General features: G+C 40.9%; 15 protein-coding genes and 1 tRNA gene. 10 read left to right on the forward strand and 6 right to left on the reverse strand.

Annotated features, from left to right (window positions below):
- The first annotated feature begins 43 nt into the window (after positions 1-43).
- The 3 genes from FHT21_RS01640 to FHT21_RS01650 all read left to right on the forward strand — a co-directional run bounded on the left by FHT21_RS01640 (position 44) and on the right by FHT21_RS01650 (position 2,931).
- Entirely contained in the window at positions 44-472 is a 429-nt protein-coding gene (locus FHT21_RS01640; RefSeq protein ID WP_167293063.1) for a FixH family protein, read from the forward strand.
- Positions 469-1,170, forward strand: a complete 702-nt coding sequence (locus FHT21_RS01645; protein WP_167293064.1) for a sulfite exporter TauE/SafE family protein — start codon at positions 469-471, stop codon at positions 1,168-1,170. Before FHT21_RS01640 ends, FHT21_RS01645 begins: the two co-directional genes overlap by 4 nt.
- Positions 1,171-1,455: 285 nt before the next feature.
- Positions 1,456-2,931, forward strand: coding sequence for a L,D-transpeptidase family protein (locus tag FHT21_RS01650; RefSeq protein WP_167293065.1), 1,476 nt, complete (start codon positions 1,456-1,458; stop codon positions 2,929-2,931).
- 1,061 nt (positions 2,932-3,992) lie between these two features.
- Here FHT21_RS01650 and FHT21_RS01660 read toward each other — a convergent pair.
- On the reverse strand, positions 3,993-5,432 hold the full coding sequence (locus FHT21_RS01660; RefSeq protein ID WP_167293067.1) for a S41 family peptidase: 1,440 nt from the start codon (positions 5,430-5,432) through the stop codon (positions 3,993-3,995).
- A gap of 669 nt (positions 5,433-6,101) precedes the next feature.
- On the opposite strand from FHT21_RS01660, the gene FHT21_RS01670 reads away from it, so the two are divergent.
- Complete coding sequence (locus FHT21_RS01670) at positions 6,102-6,524, forward strand: hypothetical protein (RefSeq protein ID WP_167293068.1); 423 nt, start codon at positions 6,102-6,104, stop codon at positions 6,522-6,524.
- An 8-nt stretch (positions 6,525-6,532) separates the two neighbouring features.
- Here the strand turns inward: FHT21_RS01670 and FHT21_RS01675 are convergent, their stop codons facing one another.
- The 5 genes from FHT21_RS01675 to FHT21_RS01695 all read right to left on the reverse strand — a co-directional run bounded on the left by FHT21_RS01675 (position 6,533) and on the right by FHT21_RS01695 (position 12,893).
- Positions 6,533-7,849: an AAA family ATPase gene (locus FHT21_RS01675; RefSeq protein WP_167293069.1), complete on the reverse strand. Its 1,317-nt coding sequence runs from the start codon at positions 7,847-7,849 to the stop codon at positions 6,533-6,535.
- Between the two features lie 291 nt (positions 7,850-8,140).
- A tRNA-Ser gene (locus FHT21_RS01680) sits at positions 8,141-8,225 on the reverse strand.
- A 172-nt stretch (positions 8,226-8,397) separates the two neighbouring features.
- Entirely contained in the window at positions 8,398-8,844 is a 447-nt protein-coding gene (locus FHT21_RS01685; RefSeq protein ID WP_167293070.1) for a DoxX family protein, read from the reverse strand.
- A gap of 69 nt (positions 8,845-8,913) precedes the next feature.
- Positions 8,914-9,738 carry a response regulator gene (locus tag FHT21_RS01690; protein ID WP_167293071.1) on the reverse strand — a complete coding sequence of 275 codons (825 nt, stop codon included), beginning with the start codon at positions 9,736-9,738 and terminating at the stop codon, positions 8,914-8,916.
- Entirely contained in the window at positions 9,723-12,893 is a 3,171-nt protein-coding gene (locus FHT21_RS01695) for a sensor histidine kinase (RefSeq protein WP_167293072.1), read from the reverse strand. The genes FHT21_RS01690 and FHT21_RS01695 overlap by 16 nt, the downstream gene beginning before the upstream one ends.
- A gap of 1,142 nt (positions 12,894-14,035) precedes the next feature.
- On the opposite strand from FHT21_RS01695, the gene FHT21_RS01700 reads away from it, so the two are divergent.
- From FHT21_RS01700 to FHT21_RS01725, 6 genes are all read left to right on the forward strand, one after another.
- A complete protein-coding gene (locus FHT21_RS01700) occupies positions 14,036-17,239 on the forward strand; it encodes a TonB-dependent receptor (protein ID WP_243853827.1) in 3,204 nt (1,067 codons plus the stop codon).
- A 19-nt stretch (positions 17,240-17,258) separates the two neighbouring features.
- A complete protein-coding gene (locus FHT21_RS01705; RefSeq protein ID WP_167293073.1) occupies positions 17,259-19,163 on the forward strand; it encodes a RagB/SusD family nutrient uptake outer membrane protein in 1,905 nt (634 codons plus the stop codon).
- Between the two features lie 12 nt (positions 19,164-19,175).
- A complete protein-coding gene (locus tag FHT21_RS01710) occupies positions 19,176-19,877 on the forward strand; it encodes a DUF3823 domain-containing protein (RefSeq protein ID WP_167293074.1) in 702 nt (233 codons plus the stop codon).
- A 366-nt stretch (positions 19,878-20,243) separates the two neighbouring features.
- Complete coding sequence (locus FHT21_RS01715; RefSeq protein WP_167293075.1) at positions 20,244-21,215, forward strand: glycoside hydrolase family 43 protein; 972 nt, start codon at positions 20,244-20,246, stop codon at positions 21,213-21,215.
- A 114-nt stretch (positions 21,216-21,329) separates the two neighbouring features.
- Positions 21,330-22,370 (forward strand): glycoside hydrolase family 43 protein, encoded by a 1,041-nt coding sequence (locus FHT21_RS01720; protein WP_167293076.1) that lies wholly within the window; start codon positions 21,330-21,332, stop codon positions 22,368-22,370.
- Between the two features lie 16 nt (positions 22,371-22,386).
- Positions 22,387-23,466, forward strand: a complete 1,080-nt coding sequence (locus tag FHT21_RS01725) for a cellulase family glycosylhydrolase (RefSeq protein WP_167293077.1) — start codon at positions 22,387-22,389, stop codon at positions 23,464-23,466.
- Positions 23,467-23,582: the final 116 nt, after the last annotated feature.

Raw genomic sequence — 23,582 nt, forward strand, 5'->3', positions numbered from 1 at the left:
ATGGTTGAAGGGTCGACTCATTCAAAACTAAAAAATAAGAGATATGAACTGGGGCACAAAAATAGTATTGGGAATGATTGCATTCATGATGTTTATTGTGGGGATGGTCGTTTATATGTTCCATTTACATGGGCGAGATGCGTTGATCGAAGAAAATTATTACGAAAAGGGAATCAATTACAATGCAGAATACAATGCCAAACAGAATGTACTCAATGATCACGCTAAACCCAAAATTACCATTACAAAAACTCAGATTATCATTCAGGTAAAAGATAGTGCGAAATACAATCTTGTTTTAATGCGGCCTGCCAATAGCGATGACGATATTAAGCTAAAAGGAAATACCTCAGGAACAGCGAATCTTATTCTGGTTGATAAAACTAAAATGCCCAGGGGAATGTGGTTTTTAAACCTCCAGTGGCACTCCTCAGGAAAAGATTATCTGTTTAAAAATAACATCACCCTATGATGTATTTTTTGCCACTGGCATTTTTGATGGGGCTTTTCGGAAGCCTTCATTGCGCCATAATGTGCGGACCGATCATGCTGGGTATGCCATTCAGAAAGCAGGATTTCTTTCAAAGCGGATTACAGCTTTTGTTGTACCAATTTGGCAGAATTGCCGTGTACACTGTATTAGGCTTGTTGGTGGGTGCTTTAGGGAGTAGTATCCGCATTTTTAGCGATCAGAAAATGCTGAGCATCTTAATCGGTTCTATACTGATTTTATTTACAGCACTGCAGTTTAATACTGCCTATAGAAATAGGTTTTCCAAGTTCCAGTCATGGATGCTTAATCCGCTAAGCAGATTAATGGGAAAAGTATTTAATTTGCCATTGTGGGGATTGTTTGCCGGAATGCTGAATGGTATCATCCCCTGCGGCATGGTTTATCTGGCACTCGCAACTGCTTTAAATACGGGTAGTATTAAATCTGGTGCTACTTTTATGCTTCTTTTTGGATTGGGTACCACCCCACTGATGCTCATGATTTCGTTAGGGGGGATCTTCCTCAAGAAATACATCCGTTTTAATACCAATAGGCTTATTCCCTGGTTTATGTTTTTTATGGGTACCTTACTTATCTTGCGATCGGCCGATTTGGGCATTCCCTTTATATCCCCAAAGACTACCAGTACCTATGGCCATGCAATAGACTGCCGATAAAATAGCGTTAATAAAACCTGAAAGGCAGCCTGCTACTGCTAACTAACTAAACTTTGTAATTAAGCATCAGGATAAACGGAATTTATGCATCATACCTGTAATTTTTTTTAATACCAGTTTTTTCCACTTCAACATAGTATTATAAGTTCTTTTCTCTTCGAGTTGGGGCAATAGATGCTGTTGATAGCGGTTGGACAACCTATTAAATCAGATCGAATTTCTGATCGATGTCATTAGCTAGAGTGACCACGATCATCACGGTTCTAGTTTTTATAACCCAATTTTATGATGTTTAATATTCCGGTCATGAAAACAAATCAGAAATCTTTTTTACAAAAAAATCTATTTATTTCCTGGGTATGTATGGTCCTTGCGTTTCTGCTGTCAGCCTCCATTAAGGGATATCCATTGGTACATGAGCGTGCGGCTCAAAGGATAGATTCTATGCTGATCAAAAAGCAACTTTTAGCGCTCGGGTCCCGTTTGAACTATCCCGAAACCGTGGCCAGATTTTATAAGAGAATGAATTTTCAACGGGTGTGGGTTTATCCCGATACAGTCCGTACCCCGGTGTACCACGCCATGCTCCTTTTGGACTGTGTACTGCAGTTCGGACTTAATCGCCAGGATTTTCACCCCAATGAACTGACCTATAACAGACTTAAACCACTGGTGTCCAGCACGGGGATGAGCTACAGCATGGACAGGGAGGATTTCGATATCTATATGACCGATGCGATGCTCACCCTGGTCAACCACCTCCATTATGGGAAGTTCAATCCGGTAAGGACAAAGTACGCCTTAAACAGCCCAACAGAAGATTATGCCCAGAATTTGTTGTTCGCTTCCCTTAGCGCACGCGATTTTATGGTCAGTATAGGTACGGCACAGCCTGAGCTAAAAAGTTACAAGGATCTGCAAAGCTACCTCCACCTTGTAAAGGGGCAGTATATCGACGATTGTTACGAGTTCCCAGAGGGAGAAGCCAGGAAAATAGCAGCCAATATGGAGAGGATGCGATGGGTAGACACCGGTAGCATTTATTATCTGCAGATCAATATTCCTTCCTTTCTGTTAACACTGCACAATGGCGATTCTGCTACAATTTTTAAGGTAGTCGTAGGGAAACCCACCAGTCCTTCCCCTCAACTCGAAAGTAAGGTGCAATACCTTACTACGGCCCCTGAATGGAAAGTGCCGGTAAAGATCTTTATAAGGGAACTTTTGCCCAAAGGATTAAAGAATCCCACTTTTTTGGAGGATAACCATTATGCCATCTATGATCAAAAAGGAAATTATGTTATTGGTAGCCCAGCGAATTTAAAATTGATTAAAACAAACCCAGCCGGCTACTCCATGAGGCAGTCTCCCGGGTGCGATAACGCGATGGGGAAAGTTGTCTTTCGTTTTCCTAACCGTTTCGATATCTATCTGCACGATACCCCTGAGCAAAAACTCTTCAATAAGGAGGAACGGGCTTTCAGCCATGGATGCATCAGGGTAGAGGGAGCGGAAAAACTTGCGTCGATGCTATTGGTCCATGATGGTCGTTCCAGCAGATCTGCTGAGATGAAAAAATCAGTGCGAAAATTGGAAAAAAAAGATTTTTTCCTACGGAATCCTATTCCCATCAAGATAACCTACTTTACTGCAGAAATTATTGACGGCATGTTGAAGGTATACCCTGATATCTATAACCTTGATCCCGGGCTTGAAAGGCAGATGTTTCCACAAGAGTCTGTGTTGGTAAAAGACCGCTGATCAGTGTTACGTCTAAATTCTGCTGAGGCAGATAGGTAAAATATTATGGTCTCAAAGAAATATTAAAGTTAACCGCGATTTTCATAGCGGACTTTTTACACCTGCTTTTTTCTGTTTCTTTAGTTCGATATTTCTTGTAAAAGCCATGTATAGGTTTTTCGTCATTGTGTTGGCACTAAGAATGAACGGAGATTTTTCTTAAATTTTAAATTTAAGAATATGAACTATGAAATACATTATTAGAGAAGTTAGTAGAAAAATGTAAAGGCAAGGTCGTATATGTGGATTTTTGGGCGCCCTGGTGTGGGCCATGCATGAGCCAAATGCCATCCAGCTATGAACTAAAGAAGGAACTTGATGGAATGGATGTGGTATTCCTTTACCTCGGAGTAAACTGTACAGAAGAATCATGTAACCCCTCTATTTCAGGCCAAGCTGGCCGCCAATTTAGTTGCCGGATGTAGCATATAATGTTAATTCCCTCTAAACAAATATAAACATCGGTACCAAACTCGCTTTTCTCTATCGCATACCCCCGCCTGGTCTAACTCAAGACCGATTTTCTTCAAAACCGGACATTTATATGTCTCAAGTTAGAAGCGACACCTCAAATTCCAAAAAAAGCGGCATAGATTGACTCAAATCAATAGCCAGGCCACAAGAGAGTTACCTCCCATAGAGATGCTACGCTAGAGCCTCTTATTTTACGCCAATTTGAAAAGTTATTGAGGAAGAATATATTGAAAAACTTTGATCAGAAGATCAAAACGGCCAGCTTGCCCTGAAATGGGGTGATCAGCTTAAAATGAAACAGGGTGTCAGCATAAATCCGAAACGCGCGGCCATTTTTTCTGAAATACCCAGTAAAGGTGCCTAAACGAAAAATGAATGGTTCGGATAAGGAGACAACACACTCTGCACACAAAAGTGGCAGTTCGTATGAATTTGAGATTTCACTGAAAGTGGTTCTTTCCCTATTGGGTGGATTTTCATGAATAAATCTGGCTGTGATTCGTTAAGAAATAATGGCCATAAGGAGGCTTTCCCCGACTGCCTGATCCCTACTGCCGGATGTTTGTTTTTAAATCCTGTTTGACATAATTCAGCCATTCCGCTGCCGGCAGACTGATCTTTACGTCCGGGCTAAACCCTGTCTGATCAATAGGATGAGTATCCGCCCAGCTCATTTTTGATACAGGAATCATCAAAACCAGCTGTTCGCAGGGAAGCATCGTCCGGCTTGTCGGTCCTTCGTAATCCATCATTCCCACCGTGTTGCCGCCATATCTTTTCGTTTTTCCACTCTGCTTCATCAAATTAAAGAAGAATTCGGTTGAGCTTCCGCAGAGTCCATCAGTGATCAATGCAACCCTTTCCGGCTTACGCAACACCGAATCCAATGGGATGCGAACGCCTGGGATCTCAATGAAAGTGGCCTTGGTATGAGCCAATTCCTCATAAATACTTTTTAGTTTACTCACATAACTGTCAGGGAAGTACTTCTGCATCTCTTTCGGCATGGGATTTTTAACAAGAGGTTCGAGTTCCGCGCGTTTTAGTTTAATGTTGTCTGCAGAGATCCTCAATTTCGGGCTGTCCTGGTCGATTGGACCCGTCATTACATAAGGCAATAAGAAGCTCCAGCCAGAATTGCCTCCTCCGTTGCCACGCAGGTCGATGATCAGGTACCTGCTGGCCCTGATGGTTTTGTCATTGGCGGCCACCAGCTTTTCAATCCGGCTGTCATTATTAAAAAAAGTGGGGATTTTGATATAGCTTGTTTCCTGGTCCAGCTGCCGAAAATCCAGCCCGTTGTTGTTGTTTTTCCAGGTATCCAGTTCTTTTCGCTCATCCGGAGTCATGCCCGTACCTGAAATTTTTCCGAAGAGTGCAAAACCCCACAATTGCAGCAAGCCGCCCCTTCGTTGTGCATACATATCTGTGCTGCCAAATACATTATATTGCTCGAGCAGAAAACCTTTGTGATGCGGCTTTAAAGAAAAATATACCTGACCTTTGACGTTTCCGGAATCTTTCGACTGGATCACAATGGCCTTATACTGAAGGTTTGGAAACTTTTTAATGACAAGTCGAAGCGAGCTGTCGGAATTGATCCAGATGCCCTCAAGAGGATCTCCATTTCCGGCTTGAACCGTGTTCAGGATCCTGTCTACGTCCATGAGTTCCCGTTTAGTTTCCTCTTTCGGATAGTAACTCAGGGAAAAGTGTTTGTCTTTGAAAAACCTGACGTATTGTTTAATCAGGTAGAAACAATCCTCCGTATTTTGTTGCTGGCTGGATTTGATCTTGAGTGCGTGTACCAAAAGGGAATAGGCCTTTTTGGTTTTTGAATTTACTTTAGCAGGAAAGCCTGCATAATTAAGCTCCGTTTTCCGGATGGTTTCGTTGAGGTTAGCAGAACAGTCACAGGATGTACGCTGAGCGGAAACTGGACGAGTTAAGCAGATAAGAAGCAATAGCGTTAATATTCTACGAGTCATAAATAAATATAGCACTTTTCAATAACTGTACCTTAATAAGTTTCGATTCCGTGTAGTAATCGAGCAGGCTTGAAGCTGTTTTGGGTATGGCCCTTTATATATCTTCTTAAAACATGTTTTTTTAAGAATGATTACCATAAACTCAATCCATTATTCAAATCGGAATTTTAGTTTTTGGTAATTTGGCCATGATCGTTTTAGCCGGAACTTACCCGAGGCTCTCCAAAAGATCGAATCACTTGAGAAGCGGTACGGATTAAAGGTTATAGCTACAAGTGAACCATTGGATATCGATACGCAGGATCCTTCAGTTTTCTTATTGAGGGCCTTTAAATACTTAATTGCTAACCAGGAATTGCTGACTATCCGAAAACGGGCAAAAGTAAGTTCCCGTCATGCACAGGAATCCGGACGATACATTAATCTAGCTCCTTACAGCTATATCAATCATAAGGAGCAGGGAGGCAAAATGATCATAAAGATTGATCCAGTCAAACAACCTATTATAGAAAAAATCTACAGAGATTTTCTCTCGGGAGTTCCAAAATTTCTGATCTCCAAAGAAGTTAGAGAACTAGGATTTCCGCATAGTGGAAATTCGGCCGTTCGCCGCATTCTAATCAATCCATTGTACGCGGGATTAGTTCGGCATCAGTCCCTGGTGTGAATATGCCGGAGAAACTGGTAAAAGGCATTCACGAAGGCATCGTCAGTGAAGCACAATATTACGGGGTGCAGGAAATGCTTGGACTGAGCAAACGCCGAATGCACACTAAGCCGAAGGAAGAGTTTCTGCTTAATATGCCTAAAATTTTTCAAGATTCCAGTTTGGGACAGAAACACGCTATTTTTAGTCAGGTGTTCAAACAAGGATTCACCTTTAAGGAAGGTAGTTTTAGAGCACCTTCGATCAACTTAGAGTTTGCTCGTAAGTTGCTGATAATCAAAGAAAAATGGCTGCTCTTTTTGGAGCAACCCTCTGGTGTTTTTGAAGGAGTCCCTTCATGCGGGGAAGGAGGGAGTCCATTTGAACACTTGCGGGAACTTTTACGGATAATAAGAGATATCTATGGAAATAAGGGTCGGTTATAAATTGACGGCTAATTAAGTGTAAGTAATTTCTCTGTGTAGTCGACCAAAAACAAGGGGATATTAACTAACCCATCATCTTTCTTCAGATTCTTTAGCGAATATCTTATTCGCACTGGCGGTTCATAAAGGCCATTATATATCGAAAGACTTTTACTACGTACATTCTCATCAGATTTCACCTCAACGGGGATAATTTCATTTTTCATCTGAATAATAAAGTCAACTTCAGCCTGGTTTCCAGAAGTCCAGTATCGAGGTTGCACTTCAAAATTTTTGATTAAGTGCTGTAAGATATAGTTTTCGGTCAGTGCGCCCTTAAATTCTGTAAATAAACGATTCCCTTCTCTAACAGCTATAGGGTCTAGTAGTGAAAGTCTACGTAACAAACCGACATCAATCAAGTAAAGTTTAAATGCCGAAAGATCATCATAGGCAGAAATAGGTAATCCTGGCTTGCTTATTTTAAAAACCCTATGCACCAGACCGGCATGCGAAAGCCAAAGTAAGGCATCTTCATATTCTCTTGAACGTGCACCTGTTCTTACACTCTGGTAAAGAAATTTTTTATTATCCCTTGCCAGTTGTGAAGGTATTGAAGCCCAAAGATGATTAATTTTAGGTACATCCTTACTTTCTGCATATTTCGAAAAATCAAGTGCGTATGCATTTACAATATTTTGCAGTACCTGCTGTGTTTTTTCTACATCATGTTGTTCCAATAGTGTAACTACCGCTTCGGGCATTCCCCCACAAATAAAAAATTTCTTTAATTTATCCACCAATGGGTTAAAAAAAATGTCAGGTATAGGCTCCAGTCTATCTATACTCTCTATATAAGCAAAAAGCTGAGGATCATCAGCAGACAGAAATTCAGAAAAACTGATCGGGTTGACCTGTAAAAAATCAACTTTCCCGACCGGAAATGAATTGCCTTTTGACATCGCAACCCCAAGTAGTGAACCTGCACTAGCCACCACATATTCAGGCGCGTTCTCATAGAAATACTTTAAAGTATTCAGTGCTTCATTGCATTCTTGTATCTCGTCAAATATAATTAGTGTTTTCTGCGGTAGTATTGGCAAACCATGGACTAGGGATAGATTTTGTACAATGCGCTGTATGTCCTTGGTGTTTTCAAAAAATTGCTTTAGATCAGGCTGTTCCTCAAAATTAAAATACGCAACATTCTCAAATTCGGCGGCACCAAAATGTTTCAATAGCCATGTTTTACCAACTTGCCTTGCCCCTTGAAGTACCAGTGGTTTACGGTTTGGATCTGTTTTCCAGGATGATAATTTTTTCTGTACACTTCTTTTGATTTGCATAATTCACAACTTAAGTGCCAATTATGTGATTTTAATCACATAATTGGCATTAAACTATGTAAATCTATGCAAACTTTCTTGACCCGGCAACAATTTTAATATCTTTTTTGGTTATACTATAATTATTTCAATTGTACGATGAGTATGACGGGTGTACGCATTGTTAATCATTGGTGCCATTTCTTTTTAGGAAAACGTTTATAGCATGAGGGGAGATTTAGAATACCTAAAGTTCATGCAAAATCTTTATAAATAGTAAAGCCCAACAATGTTGGGCTTTAAATTGCTCTGCGGAGAGCGAGGGATTCGAACCCCCGGACCTGTTACAGTCAACAGTTTTCAAGACTGCCGCATTCGACCACTCTGCCAGCTCTCCGCTGCAAAAGTACGAACTTGGCGCAAATCTGCAAATGATTTCCATTCAAATATTTGCATAAATATTTTAAGCGTTGCTAATCATTTAGTTAGCACGCGTAAAAACTTTCAAAAAAATAAATAAATGGCCAGAAACAGCCATTTTGGCTACGATCTTGGCTTTCAGGTTTACACTAAAGGGCCTCTCCAGGGTAAATTTTTTCGCGATCTACCGATAAAATTCCATTTCCTTCGATTGCGAAACAAACGAGCCCGATGAGTACAGAGACCGAAAACCAAAATTCTGAATAGGGTTTAAAAATACCACCAGAAATATTTACAAAGAATACCGCCCCAATCAGTATCGGTAAATTAATAAGGCAGAACAAGCGGGTATATGTGCCCAAAGCAATGGCCATACCGCCGATAATGTGCATTAAGATAATTAAATGTGCCAGTAAACTGATGCTGATGGCAGTACCTAAAAAGGCACCCCGCATGAGGTTGCTAAATGCCTGCATGTTGATATAAAAATCAATGCCCTTCCAAATTAAAATGAGGCCTAATAAGATTCTAAAATAGTCTAACCATTTTGGGTGATGGTGATCGCCCCAGTTTTGGATTTTCTTAAGCATGTTCATAACTTCTATATTTTTGGTTAGAACAATTTACAAAATAAATAAGAGAATAACAAAGTTAACTGTTTGATTTTAAGGCTTTTTTTTATCCGTATTTTTACTATTTACATAGTCGGTTGGCGACATGCCGAACTGCTTGGCAAAGTTTCTTCCAAAGTGCGATTGAGAGCTATAACCAACCATTTCTGAGATTTCATAGATCTTTAATGCCCCTTCATTTAAAAGTTCAGCAGCTTTTTTTAGTCTCGTTAAATTAATCAGTTCATTCGGACTCAGGTTCGAAATAGATTTGATTTTCCGGTATAAGGTTGGCCGGCTCATATTCATCTTTTCTGCCAGGTGTTCTACATCCAGGGCTTGATCGCTGATATTTTTATTAATGGTATCCTGCAATTTTTCTAAAAACAGTTCGTCTGCCTTTGAATAAGCAATACTTTTAAGGTGAAGGAGGGGCGAACTGGAGAAATATTCCTTAATCTTGTTCCTGTTTTTAATCAGACTGGAAATCTGTACCTGGAGAAATTCTGGCGAAAAGGGTTTTTCTACATAGGCATCGGCACCCAGCTCTAAACCCTCAATTTTAGATTGCAACGAATTTTTTGCAGTAAGCAGGATAACGGGGATGTGGCTAAACTCCAGGGTCGATTTAACTTTCGCACAAAATTCGAAACCGTCCATTTCGGGCATCATTACATCGCTAATAATGAGCTGAACAATTTCACGCTGTAATATTTCTAAGGCTTCTATGCCGTTCCGGGCCTGTAGAACATGGTATTTTTCTTCCAGATCATCTGAAATGAAATCAAGGATATCTTCATTATCATCAACCAATAACACCACAGATCTTTCCATATCCTCAGTATCTTTTATGGTAAACGTGCCTACAATTTCTTCCATTTTCCGTTCAGGTTAAATTCTATAAGTTGATGGATAGGCAGTTCTAATACAAATATATTAAAATCACCATCATTAAAATCTAAATAAAGCTCCCCGCTATGCAGTTGCGCAAGCGATTTTGAAATCGATAAACCTATTCCGGTTCCTGCCTTTATTTCTGTTTCTTTGCCCCTAAAAAAAGGTTCAAATATCTTGTCCTTAATTTCTACAGGGATTCTGTTCCCATCATTTTTTACCATCACGGCAAACTTATCGCCCTGCTGTAGTAATAAGCTGATTTGTACGGTGCTTTTTCCGTATTTAATGGCATTGTCTACCAAATTGCTGATCATTTTGTAAAAAGCCTCTACGTCAATATAAGCATGGAGTTTTTTTTCAGGTAAATGGAGGTTATAGGTAATGTCTTGCTGTTCTGCAGCAGGTTGGAACTGAAGAAATACATCTTTTAATATTTCAGAAATATCGGCCTTTACAAAGTTTAACGAAAATTCGCTGGTTTCGGTTTTTCTGAAATCCAATAATTGGTTGGTTAATTTGAGCAATCTATCGGTGTTTCGGCCCATAATCCGTAAATTCTTTTCTATTGCCGGTACCGCATCGGCCTGTTTAATCAGTTTCTCCATCGGTCCGATAATCAAGGTGAGTGGTGTTCTGATTTCGTGGGCAACATTGGTGAAAAACTCGATTTTTGCCTGATAAATTTCTTTTTGTTTTTCATGCTCAAAAACTTCCATCCTCCTGCTGTTTTTTAGCGCAATTTTTCGGTGGTACCTGCGTACCAGAAAGAAAACAATTCCGCCTGCAGCAATTAAATAAAGCAGATAAGCCAATGGACTGAGGTAAAAAGGGGGATGTATTTTGATCAGCAGTTTAACGTTTTTGGTGCTCCAGGTACTACTTCCTTCAACCAATGCTTTCACTTCAAAAATATAATTGCCGGGGGCAAGTTTGGTAAAATAAACCTTCCTGTTGGTTTTTAAATATTCCCAGTTTTTATAAAGCCCGGTCATTTTATAAGCATACTCCGTCATTTCGGGCGATAGATAACTTAATGCCGCAAAATCGATACTAAAAGAAGATTGATTGTAGTTCAGTTCGATGGTATCGGCATAAACGATAGATTTGTCAGAAATAGAATCTGCCCCATTTGCACCGATTTCTGAGCTGTTGATCTGAAACCCGGTTAAAAATACAGGGGTTTGGTAAGATGTTGCTTTTAAATTAACCGGATTGAAGCTGACCAGCCCTTTTACGCTCCCAAAATACGTTCGGCCATTCTCATCCTGGTAGGCAGAACTGTAATTAAACTGATCGGTAAGTAATCCGTTGGCTTTAGAATAGGTTTTGCTTAAACCTGTAGTGGGATCGAAATGGATAAGACCCCTGGTGCTGCTAATCCAGAATTTATTGGCCGCATCTTCTTCTATACGGAACAGGTAATTGCTGGGGAAACCATTTTTTATACCGTAACGCTTAAACTGATGTGTTTTCTGATCAAAGCTGCAAAGCCCACCACCATCTGTGGTTACCCAAATGTGCTGTTTACTATCTTCAAAAACACTATTTACCGTGTTATGGCTTAAACTTTTCGCATCTGTCGGAATATTTCGGTAGTTCACATAACCTGGTTTGGATAAGTTAAACTGAAATAAACCATCGTTAAAGCTCCCTGCCCAGATATTGCCCTTACTATCTTCCATAACCGAATCGTAAAAAATAAAAGGCAGACCCGCAATCGGGTCGAAATCATCTTTTTTGCGGTTATAACGGTAAATCCCATTAATCGTCCCTACTAAAATTTCACCCGATCTTGTTTTACAAAAAGTAACAATAAAGTTGGTGCGTAAAGCATTTCCAACACCTGCCTGGTAATGTTTAATTACCTTTTCTGTTTTCAGGTCTAAAACGTCCAATCCATGTTCGAAAGTGCCAATCCAGAGTTTGTTGCCATCAACCAATAAACCGTGGATATTGGAATAGGCAATACTTCCGGGCTTCCCGTCGGGTAAAAAGTGTTTAAACACACCTGTTTTTACGTCGAGTTTGTTCAGTCCCGCATCTTCCGTACCGATCCATAAATTTCCCTTACCATCTCTGGTAATTTCCCTTACATCGCTTCCACTAATCGAATTTGTACCTTTTTGCGGAAAGTATTTGGTAAACAGCGAAGTATGGCTCGAATAGTAATTTACACCTCCGAAATAGGTGCCCGTCCAAACCCCGCCTTCACGGTCAAGGCAGATGGTATAAACGGCATTGTCGCTCAAAGAATAATCATTGTTATATTGTTTTTTGAGGTGGATAATTGCTTCATTTTTATCATTATAGATGTAAATGCCCGATTCGGTGGCAATCCAAAATTCATGAGGACCTGTTTTTTTGATATCTCGAACAAAAATTGGCGTTTGGTCGTCGTTTAACCGGAGTATATTTTTTGATGTTAAAGTAACCGGATTAAAGAGTTTAACGCCCTGATTGGTAGTACCGGCCAGTAAATTCCCGTTTTCGGTTTCTGCAATTCTCGATACCCAGCCATATTCGGTTTTGGCATTTTTGCCGTTAATATTAAATTGCTCAAAATTATTTGCTTTGGGATTGTATTTTTCCAGTGTTCCCTTTCCGGTACTGATCCATACACTACCATCTTTTAAAACCGTTACCAACGAGGCATCGAAAGGTGCATTATGGGTAAAGGCCTGCATTTTCTTGGTTCGCTTTTGATATAAATATATTTTGAATGAAGATAAGATCCATAAATTTCCGCGCTGATCGCTGGCCAGGTCGATAATCCGCATCCCTTTGGTTTCTTTAATAATGGCAAAGCTTTCTTTTGCAGGGTTATATTGGTATACACCGCTGTTGGTACCTACCCAAAGTGTTTGTTCCTGATCGTGGTGGAGCGCATAAATTAAATCGTTGCCTAAACTGCCCGCCTGGTCTGGGTCGTGGCGATAGGTTTTAAAAGCATAACCATCAAAGCGGTTTAAGCCATCTTTTGTGCCAAACCACATAAAGCCGTTTCCATCCTGCACACTACAAAATGCTGTATTGTTGGAAAGTCCGTTTTCTACCTGATAATGCCTGAAATAATAAGGCTGCGCCCAAAGCTGGCGGACCGAAAACAACAGGCATAAAAGGATGAAGAGTTTTTTCAAGATATTTTGGTCAGTTACATCAAATATATTAAAGAAATGCTTTGCTTTCGGGTTAATTTAAATTTGAGAGGATAAGTAGAAAGATTGAGACAGATTTCAGTTTTATTTGAGAAAGCCCTAAAGATTTAAGAAACCCAGTTTTTATAGGCCTGAAAACTGTCAATTGCCAATTGCAAGCTAATCTAAGTGTTACTCTTTTTTATAGAACTGGAAACTGCCAACTGCCAATTGCAAGCTAATCTAAGTGTTACTCTTTTTTATAGAACTGGAAACTGCCAACTGCCAATTGCAGACTAATCTAAGTGTTACTCTTTTTTATAGAACTGGAAACTGCCAACTGTCAATTGCAGACTAATCTAAGTGTTACTCTTTTTTATAGAACTGGAAACTGCCAACTGCCAATTGCAGACTAATCTGGGCGTTCCCTAAGCTGCGCAAAGGTCGGGCTTTGCAGGGCTGCGCTTCGCTCCGGTACCGATGAAGGATCGGTACTGAACCCTTACAATCCCTAACGCGAAGCTACTGCATTAAGACTTTGCGCGTAATTGCTTGCGCTCGTTTCCTAACGAGTGCTTAAATAGATAAACGATTTTATCGTTTGCGTTTGTAAACGACAAACTATTCAACGCTCGTTAGAAACGAGCGTTAGCCAGAAACTCAGTTTTTATAGGCCTGAAAACTGTCAATTGCCAATTGCAAGCTAATCTAAGTGTTACTCTTTTTTATAGAACTGGAAACTGCCAACTGCCAATTGCAGACTAATCTGGGCGTTACCTAAGCTGCGCAAAGGTCGGGCTTTGCAGGGCTGCGCTTCGCTCCGGTACCGATGAAGGATCGGTACTGAACCCTTACAATCCCTAACGCAAAGCTACTGCATTAAGACTTTGCGCGTAATTGCTTGGGCTCGTTTCCTAACGAGTGCTTAAATAGATAAACGATTTTATCGTTTGTAAACGACAAACTATTCAACGTTTCTGAGCCGCTGTGGTTAAACAGACTCCTCCAATACAAATCGAGACAAAATGAAGAAAGATTGATACAAATGCGTATCCCTCTGAAAAGCTAAAAACCGAATCTTTGGATAAGAATTAAATAGAACTAAATCCATTTACCTCTTTAACTAACCAAATCCCTAACCTAATATGAAAAGAAGTTTATTCTCTTATGGTGGCTTTGTCTGCCTGGATTGGTGCCCGCTTCAAAAAATGTTTTTGAAACGCAAAGTCCTCTCCGTTATTTTTACTTCCATCACCCTAATCTTACTTTCCTTTCAGCTTAGTGCCCAGGAACAAACGGCTGTTACCGGAACAGTAACCGACGAAAAAGGAGAAACAGTTGTTGGCGCCAGTGTTAAAGTTAAAGGTACTAACACCGGAGTAACAACAGATGGCGACGGAAAATTCAGAATTCAGGTAAGCGATAAAAATGCTACGCTGATTTTTATTTATGTAGGCTATATCAACCAGGAAGTTGCATTGGCCGGCCGTACGCAAATTAATGTTAAACTCAAGCCATCTGATAACGATTTATCAGAAGTTGTTGTAGTGGGGTACAATACGCAGAAAAAGGAGGCCATAACAGGGGCCATTTCATCAATTAGCAGCAAAGACCTTGAAAAAGTGCATGGCGGTTCTACCGTAAGTACTGGTTTAGCCGGAAAGTTACCTGGTGTATCTTTCAGGATGCCTGATGGAAGACCAGGCTCCAGTGCCAATATCCAGATCCGTAACATGGGTAACCCGCTTTATGTGATCGATGGTATTCAACAAGATGCCGGGCAGTTTAATAATATCTCACCTAACGATATCGAAAGTATCAGCGTGCTTAAAGATGCATCGGCTGCTATTTATGGCAGCAGGGCATCAAACGGTGTAATTTTGGTGACCACCAAAAGGGGTAAAAACAGTACGCGTAATACCTTTAGCGTTGATGCTTATACCGGCTGGCAAAATTGGGTACGGTTTCCCGAAACAACTGATGCCTATCAATGGATGTTAGGTAAAGCCACAGCAGAAATGAACCAGAATGGAAGAACAGATATTACACAGGCCGAGTTGGATAAATGGAAAGCGGGTACAGAATATGGTTATCAGAGCCAGAACTGGAAAGACATTATCATTGCGCCAAACGCCCCACAAACTTCTGTGAATTTAAGTGCCTCGGGAGGAAGCGACCGGGTAAACTATTACTTTTCTGCTACCCGTTTAGATCAGAAAGGCGTATACGGCACAGCAAGGGAATTCGATTTCAACCGGACCAATATCCAAAGTAATATCGAAGCTAAAATAACCGATCGTTTTAAGGTAGGTATGCTGATTAATGGTCGTATCGAAAGTCGCGATCAGCCAGGCGTACCAGGTGGAGATGATTACTGGGCTGCCCGTTTTGCCCTATTGAGAAACAGGCCAACTGAACAGGCTTATGCCAATGGCAATCCAAATTACCCGAACGATATTGGGCACAATACCGAGCAGTTTGCCGTACAGAGTAAAGCTTTAACCGGATACTGGAAATCAGACTGGAGGGTTTTGCAAACCAATTTATCAGCCTCTTACGAAACGCCCATAAAAGGCTTGGAAATAAAAGGTTTATATTCTTATTACATTGCCGATAACGTAATCAATGGGCATGAGTATACCTATAATGTATATACCTATCACCCGGAAACTGGTGTTTATGAAGAAAAAGTAGGCAGTTCAAATCCTTACAGAGAGCGTAGAAACGAAAAAGTATACACCAATACCTATCAGCTCCAGGCTAATTATAACCGCACTTTTGGTAAACATACCGTTGGCGGGGTATTGGTGGCCGAGCGTTTAGACCGTTTTAGAACCTATACCTTTCAGCATGCTGTACCACAGACTAATATTTTGCCCGTGCTGCAGTTTGCCGATATGGACGGACAGGATTTTGCTGATATACAGGAAGAACAGGCCCGTATTGGCTATGTGGGAAGGCTAAATTACAACTACGACAATAAATATTACCTGGAGCTTTCCGGTCGTAGAGATGCTTCTTGGAAATTTGCGCCAGACAGGCGTGTAGGTTATTTCCCTTCAGCATCAATTGGGTGGAGAATTACGCAAGAGAAATTTATGAAATCGCTTTTGGGCGAAAGCAATATCTTAAACGATCTGAAACTTCGTGCTTCTTATGGGGTATTAGGGGATGATGATGTGGGTATCGATCCTTTTGCCTATATCCCGGGTTATAACTACAATCAGGGCACTGTGATATTGGATGGAAAGAATATTACCACTTCGAGGGATAAAGGCCCCATTATCAATAACCTGAGCTGGTTTAAAAGCAAAATTACCGACATCGGCCTTGATTTTACAATGTTCGGCAATAAACTTTCCGGAACGGCAGATTATTTTTATAGAAAACGTTCTGGTTTACCGGCCATTAAAAACGATGTAATTGTACCTATCGAACTGGGTTATCCTTTAAATGTTGAAAACCTGGAGAGCGACGCGCAATTTGGAGGTGAATTCTCTTTAAACTATAGGGATAAAATTGGCGAGTTTAATTACAATGTGGGCGGAAACATTTCCATTAGCAGAAAGAAACTTTTAGAAAGATATAAGCCACGTTTTGGCAACTCATGGGAGAATTACAGAAGTAATGGTGCCGACAGATATGCCGACATTTTTTGGGGTTATGAAGTAACCGGTCAGTTTCAGAGTATCGATGAGATCAATAACTACAAAGTGAATATTGATGGGAAAGGGAACCGTTCTTTATTGCCTGGCGATTTAATTTACAAAGATCAGAATGGCGATGGGATTATTGATGGTTTAGATGAAAGACCGATAGGTTATACCACAACAGGGCAACCAAATGTAGGTTTTGGATTTACTATTGGTGGTTCTTATAAAAACTTCGATTTTACAGCCGATTTTTCTGGCGGAGCGATGTATTCATGGAACCAGAACTGGGAACAGCGCTGGGCATTCCAGAACGGAGGAGCCTTATTGCAGAATTTTGCTGATGACAGCTGGCATCGTACCGATCCTTTTAACCTGAACAGCCCCTGGGTGGCGGGTAAATATCCCGCAATCCGTTTTAACGACCGCGATCATAGTAACAATACCAGAAATTCGACTTTTTGGTTACACAACGTGAGGTACCTCAGGGCACGTACACTTGAGATTGGCTATACCTTGCCAAAAAGATGGGCAGAAAAAATTAAGATCCAGAATGCAAGGGTATATGTAAACGGATACAATCTGTTCTCGATAGATAACCTGAAAGACTACGGTGTAGATCCTGAAATTGCCGACGATAATGGCTTACAATATCCGCAGAACAAGTTTTTTAACATCGGTCTTAAATTATCGCTTTAACATGAAAAAGACTAATCAAATGAAAAAATATATATACGCATTCGCTGCCATTGCATGTTTAAGTTTTGCGCAGTCGTGTAAAAAAGACTCCGAATTTTTGGATAAGCAACCAACCAGTACCCTGCCGATTGATGCTGTGTGGAAAGACCCTAATCTGGTGCTTACCGTGGTTGGCGATCTGTACGATCGTTTCCCTGATTTTCAACGCATCGAATCGTGGTGGTTATTTGCCGATTTTGATGAAGGTTTTGCCTCAGCAAGTGGAGATTATTTTCGCCACCAGAATTTAGAATATGGATACGATGCATGGAGATACTGGGATATAGGCGTTTACAGGCTGGTAAACGACCTGAACCTGTTTATTAAGCGTGGACAGGAAGCGACCGCTTTAAAAGCCGAAGACCGCAACCGTTTTTTAGCTGAGGCACGTTTTATCAGAGCTGGTGTATACTTCGAAATGGTAAAAAGAATGGGCGGTGTTCCTTTGATTACTGTTCCACTGGCTTATGATTATAGCGGGGATCCAAGTTATTTGCAATACCCAAGGGCAAAAGAATCTGAAATTTACGATTTTGTGATTGCCGAATTGGAAGCCATTAAAACGGTGCTTCCGGATAATGCAACCATACAGAGCAGAGCTACAAAAGCTGCTGCCCTGGCTATGGAATCGAGAGCTGCACTTTATGCAGGTTCTATTGCAAAATATAGCAATGCCCAATTAACCCTTCCGGGCGGAGAGGTTGGCATCCCTGCTGCAATGGCTAACGGTTATTTTACCAAAGCGCTAAATGCCGCAAAAGAAATTATCGATGGCGGTAAATATTCGCTTTACAAAAAGAACCCAAATCTATCTGATAATTTTGCAGCCCTTTTTACCGATAAAGGCAGCAATCCGGAGGTAATATTTGCCAAAGATTTTAAATTGAAAACCAATAAAGTACATGGTTTTACAATCGATAACCAACCGCGCTCTTCTGCCGAAGAAGCACAGGGAGGCAGGTTAAACCCTTCATTAAATCTGGTGCAGTCTTTCGAAAAGTTAGATAATACCTATGCCTCTTTAGCTGCTGTTGATGGCAACGGAAACCCGGTTTATTATACCAATATTACCGATATTTTTGCCGATCGCGATGCGCGTTTAGCCGGCACGGTAATTCTCCCTGGAACACAGTTTAAAGGTAAAACGGTTGACATCTGGGCGGGTTATCAACTAGCCAATGGTACAATTGTAACGGGCGACAATTTTGCGCAGAGTAAAAGCAATGTACTTCCCGGTAACCCAGGTTCGGTGCAGGTAGTGGGCGGTGATGGTCCTGTTGATGGTCTAGAGTTTAGTGCACAATCAGGTTTTTATGTGCGTAAATATTTAGATCCGGCTACAGGCTCAGGCCAGATTGGTACCCGTAGCGAGGTATGGTGGATCCGTTACCGTTATGCCGAGGTTCTGTTAAATGCTGCCGAAGCCGCTTTTGAATTAGGAGATGCCGCTACAGCAGCCAATTATATCAAACCGGTAAGAGACCGCGCGGGATTAACCACTGCATTAAGTCCGGCCAATATTACTTTCGACCGCATTGTACACGAACGAAAAGTAGAATTTGCTTTCGAAGGTCATCAACTTTGGGATATGAAACGCTGGAGACTGGCCGATAAAGTATGGAATGGCAATAACATGTCAGCCGCCGATTTTACCAATGCCAGCAATATTGGAAGCGCAACACGCACCAGTACACAGGTGTTTGGTTTGTGGCCATATAAATACTACAACCCGGGTAATGCCAATCACCTGAAGTATATTTTTAAAGTGATTAAACCCAGTCGTGTTACTGCCGCACATCGTTTCCGTATTGGCAATTATTACTCTTCAATCGGGCAGGATGTACTTAACGGCAACCCGAAAATTATCAGAAACCCTAATCAATAATCAGTTATAGACATGAAAAATAGATTTTATTTCATCATATGGGCAATTATAGCCGTATTATGCTCCTCTTGTAAAAAGGATAATTACGAAGCACCTGCGGCCGATTTTACAGGAAGGATTGTGTATAAGGGCGAAGCAATCAATGTGCAGTACGGCCAGGTAAATTTCGAACTTTGGCAATCGGGCTTTGGTAACTATGCCGCGCTAAAGGTAAATGTAAGTCAGGATGGTCGTTATTCGGCCAAGTTATTTGATGGGAATTATAAATTGGTTTTCTCGCCAAACCAAGGACCATTTTTATGGAAAAAGAATGCCACCGGTAAACAAGATAGCATAGCCGTAAATATTAGTGGTAGCAAGGCAATGGATATAGAAGTAGTACCTTATTATATGATCCGCAACGCTAGTTTAACGGCTGCTTCAGGAAAAGTGAATGGATCCTGCAAACTGGAAAAAATCATCACAGATGCCAATGCAAAGGATATAGAAAGCGTATCACTGTATATCAATAAAACTCAGTTTGTAGATGGGGGTAATAATATTGCGGTACAACAGCTTACCGGGGCAGCTATTGCCGACCTCAATAACTTAAGTATGAGCGTAAATATCCCTGCAATTGTACCAGTGCAAAATTATGTTTTTGCCCGGATAGGGGTTAAAATTGCAGGAGTAGACGACCTGATTTTCACGCCTGTAACCAAAATAAGTTTTTAAAATAGGTAGGTCTAATAGAATTTGTCATGTTGTCCAAAGGACTCCTACGGAGAGCTTATCGAAACGCTTTAATCATATATTTAAGCAACTCCTTCATCAAGCCACCATTGACAGATTCTAATATAAGGGTCGTCATTGCAAGGAGGAACGACGAAGCAATCTTTCATGTGCTAGTGATTCTACTATAAAGATTGCTTCGTCGGCTGAAAAAGCCTTCTCGCAATGACGATACCTCGAGGTTATTCATTCTCTTAAAACCATGTCAATTATATTGATTTTATGCAATAAACTATCCTTCAGTATGACATTCAAATACTTATTAACATGCTAGATTATCAGTATCTTACCCTTATCAATCATTATTAAATGAAACATCTTGTTGCCTTTTTTTTAAGCTTCCTCGTATTTTCTATTGGTAACGTGTTTGCGAAGCAATTAAACGATACCCTTTATTTAGCCGATCCCACGATTTTCTTAGATAAAGGCGTTTACTATTTATACGGTACCGGCAGCGATCAGGGTTTTTTGGTTTATTCGTCAAGCGACCTTAAAACCTGGAACAAAAAATCAGAAAATAAGGGCTTTGCATTAAAAAAAGGCGATGCCTTTGGGAGCAAGGGCTTTTGGGCGCCGCAGGTATTTAAAAGCGGCAAAACCTATTTTATGGCCTATACCGCTGATGAGCAGATCGCCATTGCCCATAGTAATAGCCCAACGGGCCCTTTCGTTCAGAAAGAATTAAAAGCAATATCTGGTACTGGGAAACAGATTGACCCCTTTGTATTTACCGATACCGATGGAAAAAACTACCTCTACCATATAAAACTCGATCATGGCAACCGGATTTTTGTAGCAGAACTGAAAGATGATTTTTCGGATGTAATCCCCGGAACAACAAAGTTTTGTTTAGCAGGAACTGAGTCTTGGGAAAATACGGCAAAAACAGATTGGCCGGTAACCGAAGGGCCAACGGTAATTAAAAAAGAAAAACTGTACTATCTTTTTTATTCGGCAAATGATTTTAGAAATCCTGATTACGCGGTTGGTTATGCTACTTCAGCCTCGCCTACGGGACCATGGTTAAAATATGCAGGCAATCCGGTTATCAGTAAAAAGTTATTGCAGATAAACGGCACCGGGCACGGCGATTTCTTTATGGATAAAAACGGAGCATTACAATATGTTTTTCATACCCATCATTCCAATCACAAAGTATCGCCAAGGGCTACGGCTATAATCAAAGCGGCCTTTATAAAAGACAAAAATGGGCATTTTCGTATGCAGATCGACCCCGAAAGTTTTAGGTTTTTAATACAAAGTGCAGCAAAGATTAATTGATTGCATTTGTAGAAATATTGAGATAAAATTGAGCGGATTTAAGAGAAGAAATTTCTTTTTTTAAACATTAACGAATACCGCTTATTGAAGAATATAAAATACAAGATTTTAAAAATGATTACTTTGAAAATAAAATATCTGCTTGCCGTTTTGTGCCTGTTACAGGTAGCAGGCTTATATGCACAAACATTTACCAATCCTTTATTACCATCGGGTGCCGATCCTTATAGTTATTATAAAGACGGTTATTACTATTATACCCACACCACCGGAAACCGGGTAGATCTTTGGAAAACCAAAACTTTAGACGGCTTAAAAGACGCGGAGCGCAAAACCATTTGGCGTGCGCCTGCAGGCACCCTGTACAGTAAAGAAATCTGGGCACCAGAAGTGATGTTTTTAAGGGGTAAATGGTACGCCTACTTTGCCGCCGATGATGGAAAAAACGAAAACCACCGCATGTATGTTTTGGAAAATGCTTCTGCCGATCCGATGAAAGGCGAGTGGGTATTTAAAGGCAAAATTGCTGATCCGACTGATAAATGGGCCATTGATGGCGATGTGATCGATTTTAAAGGCCAATTGTATATGATCTGGTCTGGATGGGAGGGAGATGAAAACGGAAAGCAGGAAATTTTCATCGCCAAACTTAAAAACCCCTGGACAGTAGCGGGCAAACGGGTGAAGATTTCTACACCCAAATTTAGCTGGGAAAAAATCGGAGACCTTGGTGGAGGAGCGCATGTTGATGTAAACGAAGGACCTCAGTTTTTGCTGCATGGCGATAAAATAATGGTCATTTATTCAGCCAGTGGCTGCTGGACAGATTTTTACGCTTTGGGCATGCTTTCCGCTTCGGCTAAAAGCAATCTGCTCGACCCTGCTTCCTGGACAAAATCAGATCAACCTGTTTTTCAGCAATCGCCAAAAGACGGGGTTTATGCGCCGGGCCACAACTCATTTTTTAAATCGCCGGATGGCAAAGAAGACTGGATCCTATATCACGCCAATGATAAACCGGGCCAGGGCTGCGGAGGTTTCCGCTCGCCCCGGGCACAAAAGTTTAGCTGGAATGCCGATGGTACACCAAATTTTGGAACGCCCGTAAAAGCAGGGCTGAGCTTAACATCACCATCAAACCACAATAAAAAATAATCAGATATATACCGATATGAATTTAAAAAACTATGCGCTACTTGCTGTATTGATCTTTAACATCAGCATGGGCTTTGCACAAAAAACAAAAAAAAGCACCGAACCTGCAAAGGTTTGGTCAATAGAAAAAGCCAATGCCTGGTATAAAGAGCATAAATGGTTAACAGGTGCCAACTATATTCCTTCCAATGCAATTAACCAGTTGGAAATGTGGCAGGCCGATACTTTTTCACCCGATCTGATCGATAAAGAACTGGGTTGGGCAGAAGGAATTGGCTTTAATACGCTGCGCGTATTCTTGTTCAGTAAAGCCTGGAGCCAGGATCCTGAAGGTTTTAAGAAGAGAATGGATCAATTTTTAACCATTACCCAAAAACATGGTATTAAACCAATGTTTGTCTTTTTCGACGATTGCTGGAATAAAACTTCGGCAATTGGTAAACAGCCCGAGCCTAAAACGGGTGTTCACAATTCGGGCTGGTTGCAAGATCCCGGCGATCCGGCTTTTAGAGAAGAAGCCAATTTTCCTGAGTTGGAAAAATATGTGAAAGATGTACTTACTCATTTTGCACACGATAAAAGAATTTTACTTTGGGATTTATACAACGAACCTGGAAACAGCGGAAAGTTAGAAGCCACCATCCCTTTGTTAACCAAAACCATAAGTTGGGCAAGGTCGGTTAATCCCGATCAGCCTATTTCTATCGGATTGTGGAGCTGGGGTTTCGAAAAGCTTAATGAAATACAGCTGGCTAACTCAGATATTGTAACCTACCATAACTATGAGGCACCAGATTGGCACCAAAGAACCATCGATCTGTTAAAAGCCAGTGGCCGGCCATTAATCTGTACCGAATATATGGCCAGATCGCGTAACAGCCGTTTCTCCAACATTTTGCCGATGTTAAAGAACGAAAACGTTGGTGCCATTAACTGGGGTTTTGCTGCGGGTAAAACCAATACCAAATATGCCTGGGATACCCCGCTTGCCGATGGATCTGATCCGATTGAGTGGTTCCACGAAATCTTTCAGCCCGATGGCACCCCATACCGCCTGGATGAGGTTAACCTGATTAAAAAACTCAACAACAAATAAATCATATTCTGGTCAGGGAAAATCTTAGTGCTATTATTTGATGAAAAAAATGTCATCCTGAGCCTGTCGAAGGACAATCCTTTTTTGTTTTTCTATAGCGCAGGTCTTCGACAAGT

The sequence above is a fragment of the Pedobacter sp. SG908 genome (assembly GCF_011759615.1).
Classification (GTDB): domain Bacteria; phylum Bacteroidota; class Bacteroidia; order Sphingobacteriales; family Sphingobacteriaceae; genus Pedobacter; species Pedobacter riviphilus.

Excerpts from the sequence above, each read along its gene's own strand:
- FHT21_RS01640 (WP_167293063.1), top strand. The coding sequence starts at position 44 with ATGAACTGGGGCACAAAAATAGTATTGGGAATGATTGCATTCATGATG.
- FHT21_RS01645 (WP_167293064.1), top strand. The coding sequence starts at position 469 with ATGATGTATTTTTTGCCACTGGCATTTTTGATGGGGCTTTTCGGAAGC.
- FHT21_RS01650 (WP_167293065.1), top strand. The coding sequence starts at position 1,456 with ATGATGTTTAATATTCCGGTCATGAAAACAAATCAGAAATCTTTTTTA.
- FHT21_RS01660 (WP_167293067.1), bottom strand. The coding sequence starts at position 5,432 with ATGACTCGTAGAATATTAACGCTATTGCTTCTTATCTGCTTAACTCGT.
- FHT21_RS01670 (WP_167293068.1), top strand. The coding sequence starts at position 6,102 with ATGCCGGAGAAACTGGTAAAAGGCATTCACGAAGGCATCGTCAGTGAA.
- FHT21_RS01675 (WP_167293069.1), bottom strand. The coding sequence starts at position 7,849 with ATGCAAATCAAAAGAAGTGTACAGAAAAAATTATCATCCTGGAAAACA.
- FHT21_RS01685 (WP_167293070.1), bottom strand. The coding sequence starts at position 8,844 with ATGAACATGCTTAAGAAAATCCAAAACTGGGGCGATCACCATCACCCA.
- FHT21_RS01690 (WP_167293071.1), bottom strand. The coding sequence starts at position 9,738 with ATGGAAGAAATTGTAGGCACGTTTACCATAAAAGATACTGAGGATATG.
- FHT21_RS01700 (WP_243853827.1), top strand. The coding sequence starts at position 14,036 with ATGAAAAGAAGTTTATTCTCTTATGGTGGCTTTGTCTGCCTGGATTGG.
- FHT21_RS01705 (WP_167293073.1), top strand. The coding sequence starts at position 17,259 with ATGAAAAAATATATATACGCATTCGCTGCCATTGCATGTTTAAGTTTT.
- FHT21_RS01710 (WP_167293074.1), top strand. The coding sequence starts at position 19,176 with ATGAAAAATAGATTTTATTTCATCATATGGGCAATTATAGCCGTATTA.
- FHT21_RS01715 (WP_167293075.1), top strand. The coding sequence starts at position 20,244 with ATGAAACATCTTGTTGCCTTTTTTTTAAGCTTCCTCGTATTTTCTATT.
- FHT21_RS01720 (WP_167293076.1), top strand. The coding sequence starts at position 21,330 with ATGATTACTTTGAAAATAAAATATCTGCTTGCCGTTTTGTGCCTGTTA.
- FHT21_RS01725 (WP_167293077.1), top strand. The coding sequence starts at position 22,387 with ATGAATTTAAAAAACTATGCGCTACTTGCTGTATTGATCTTTAACATC.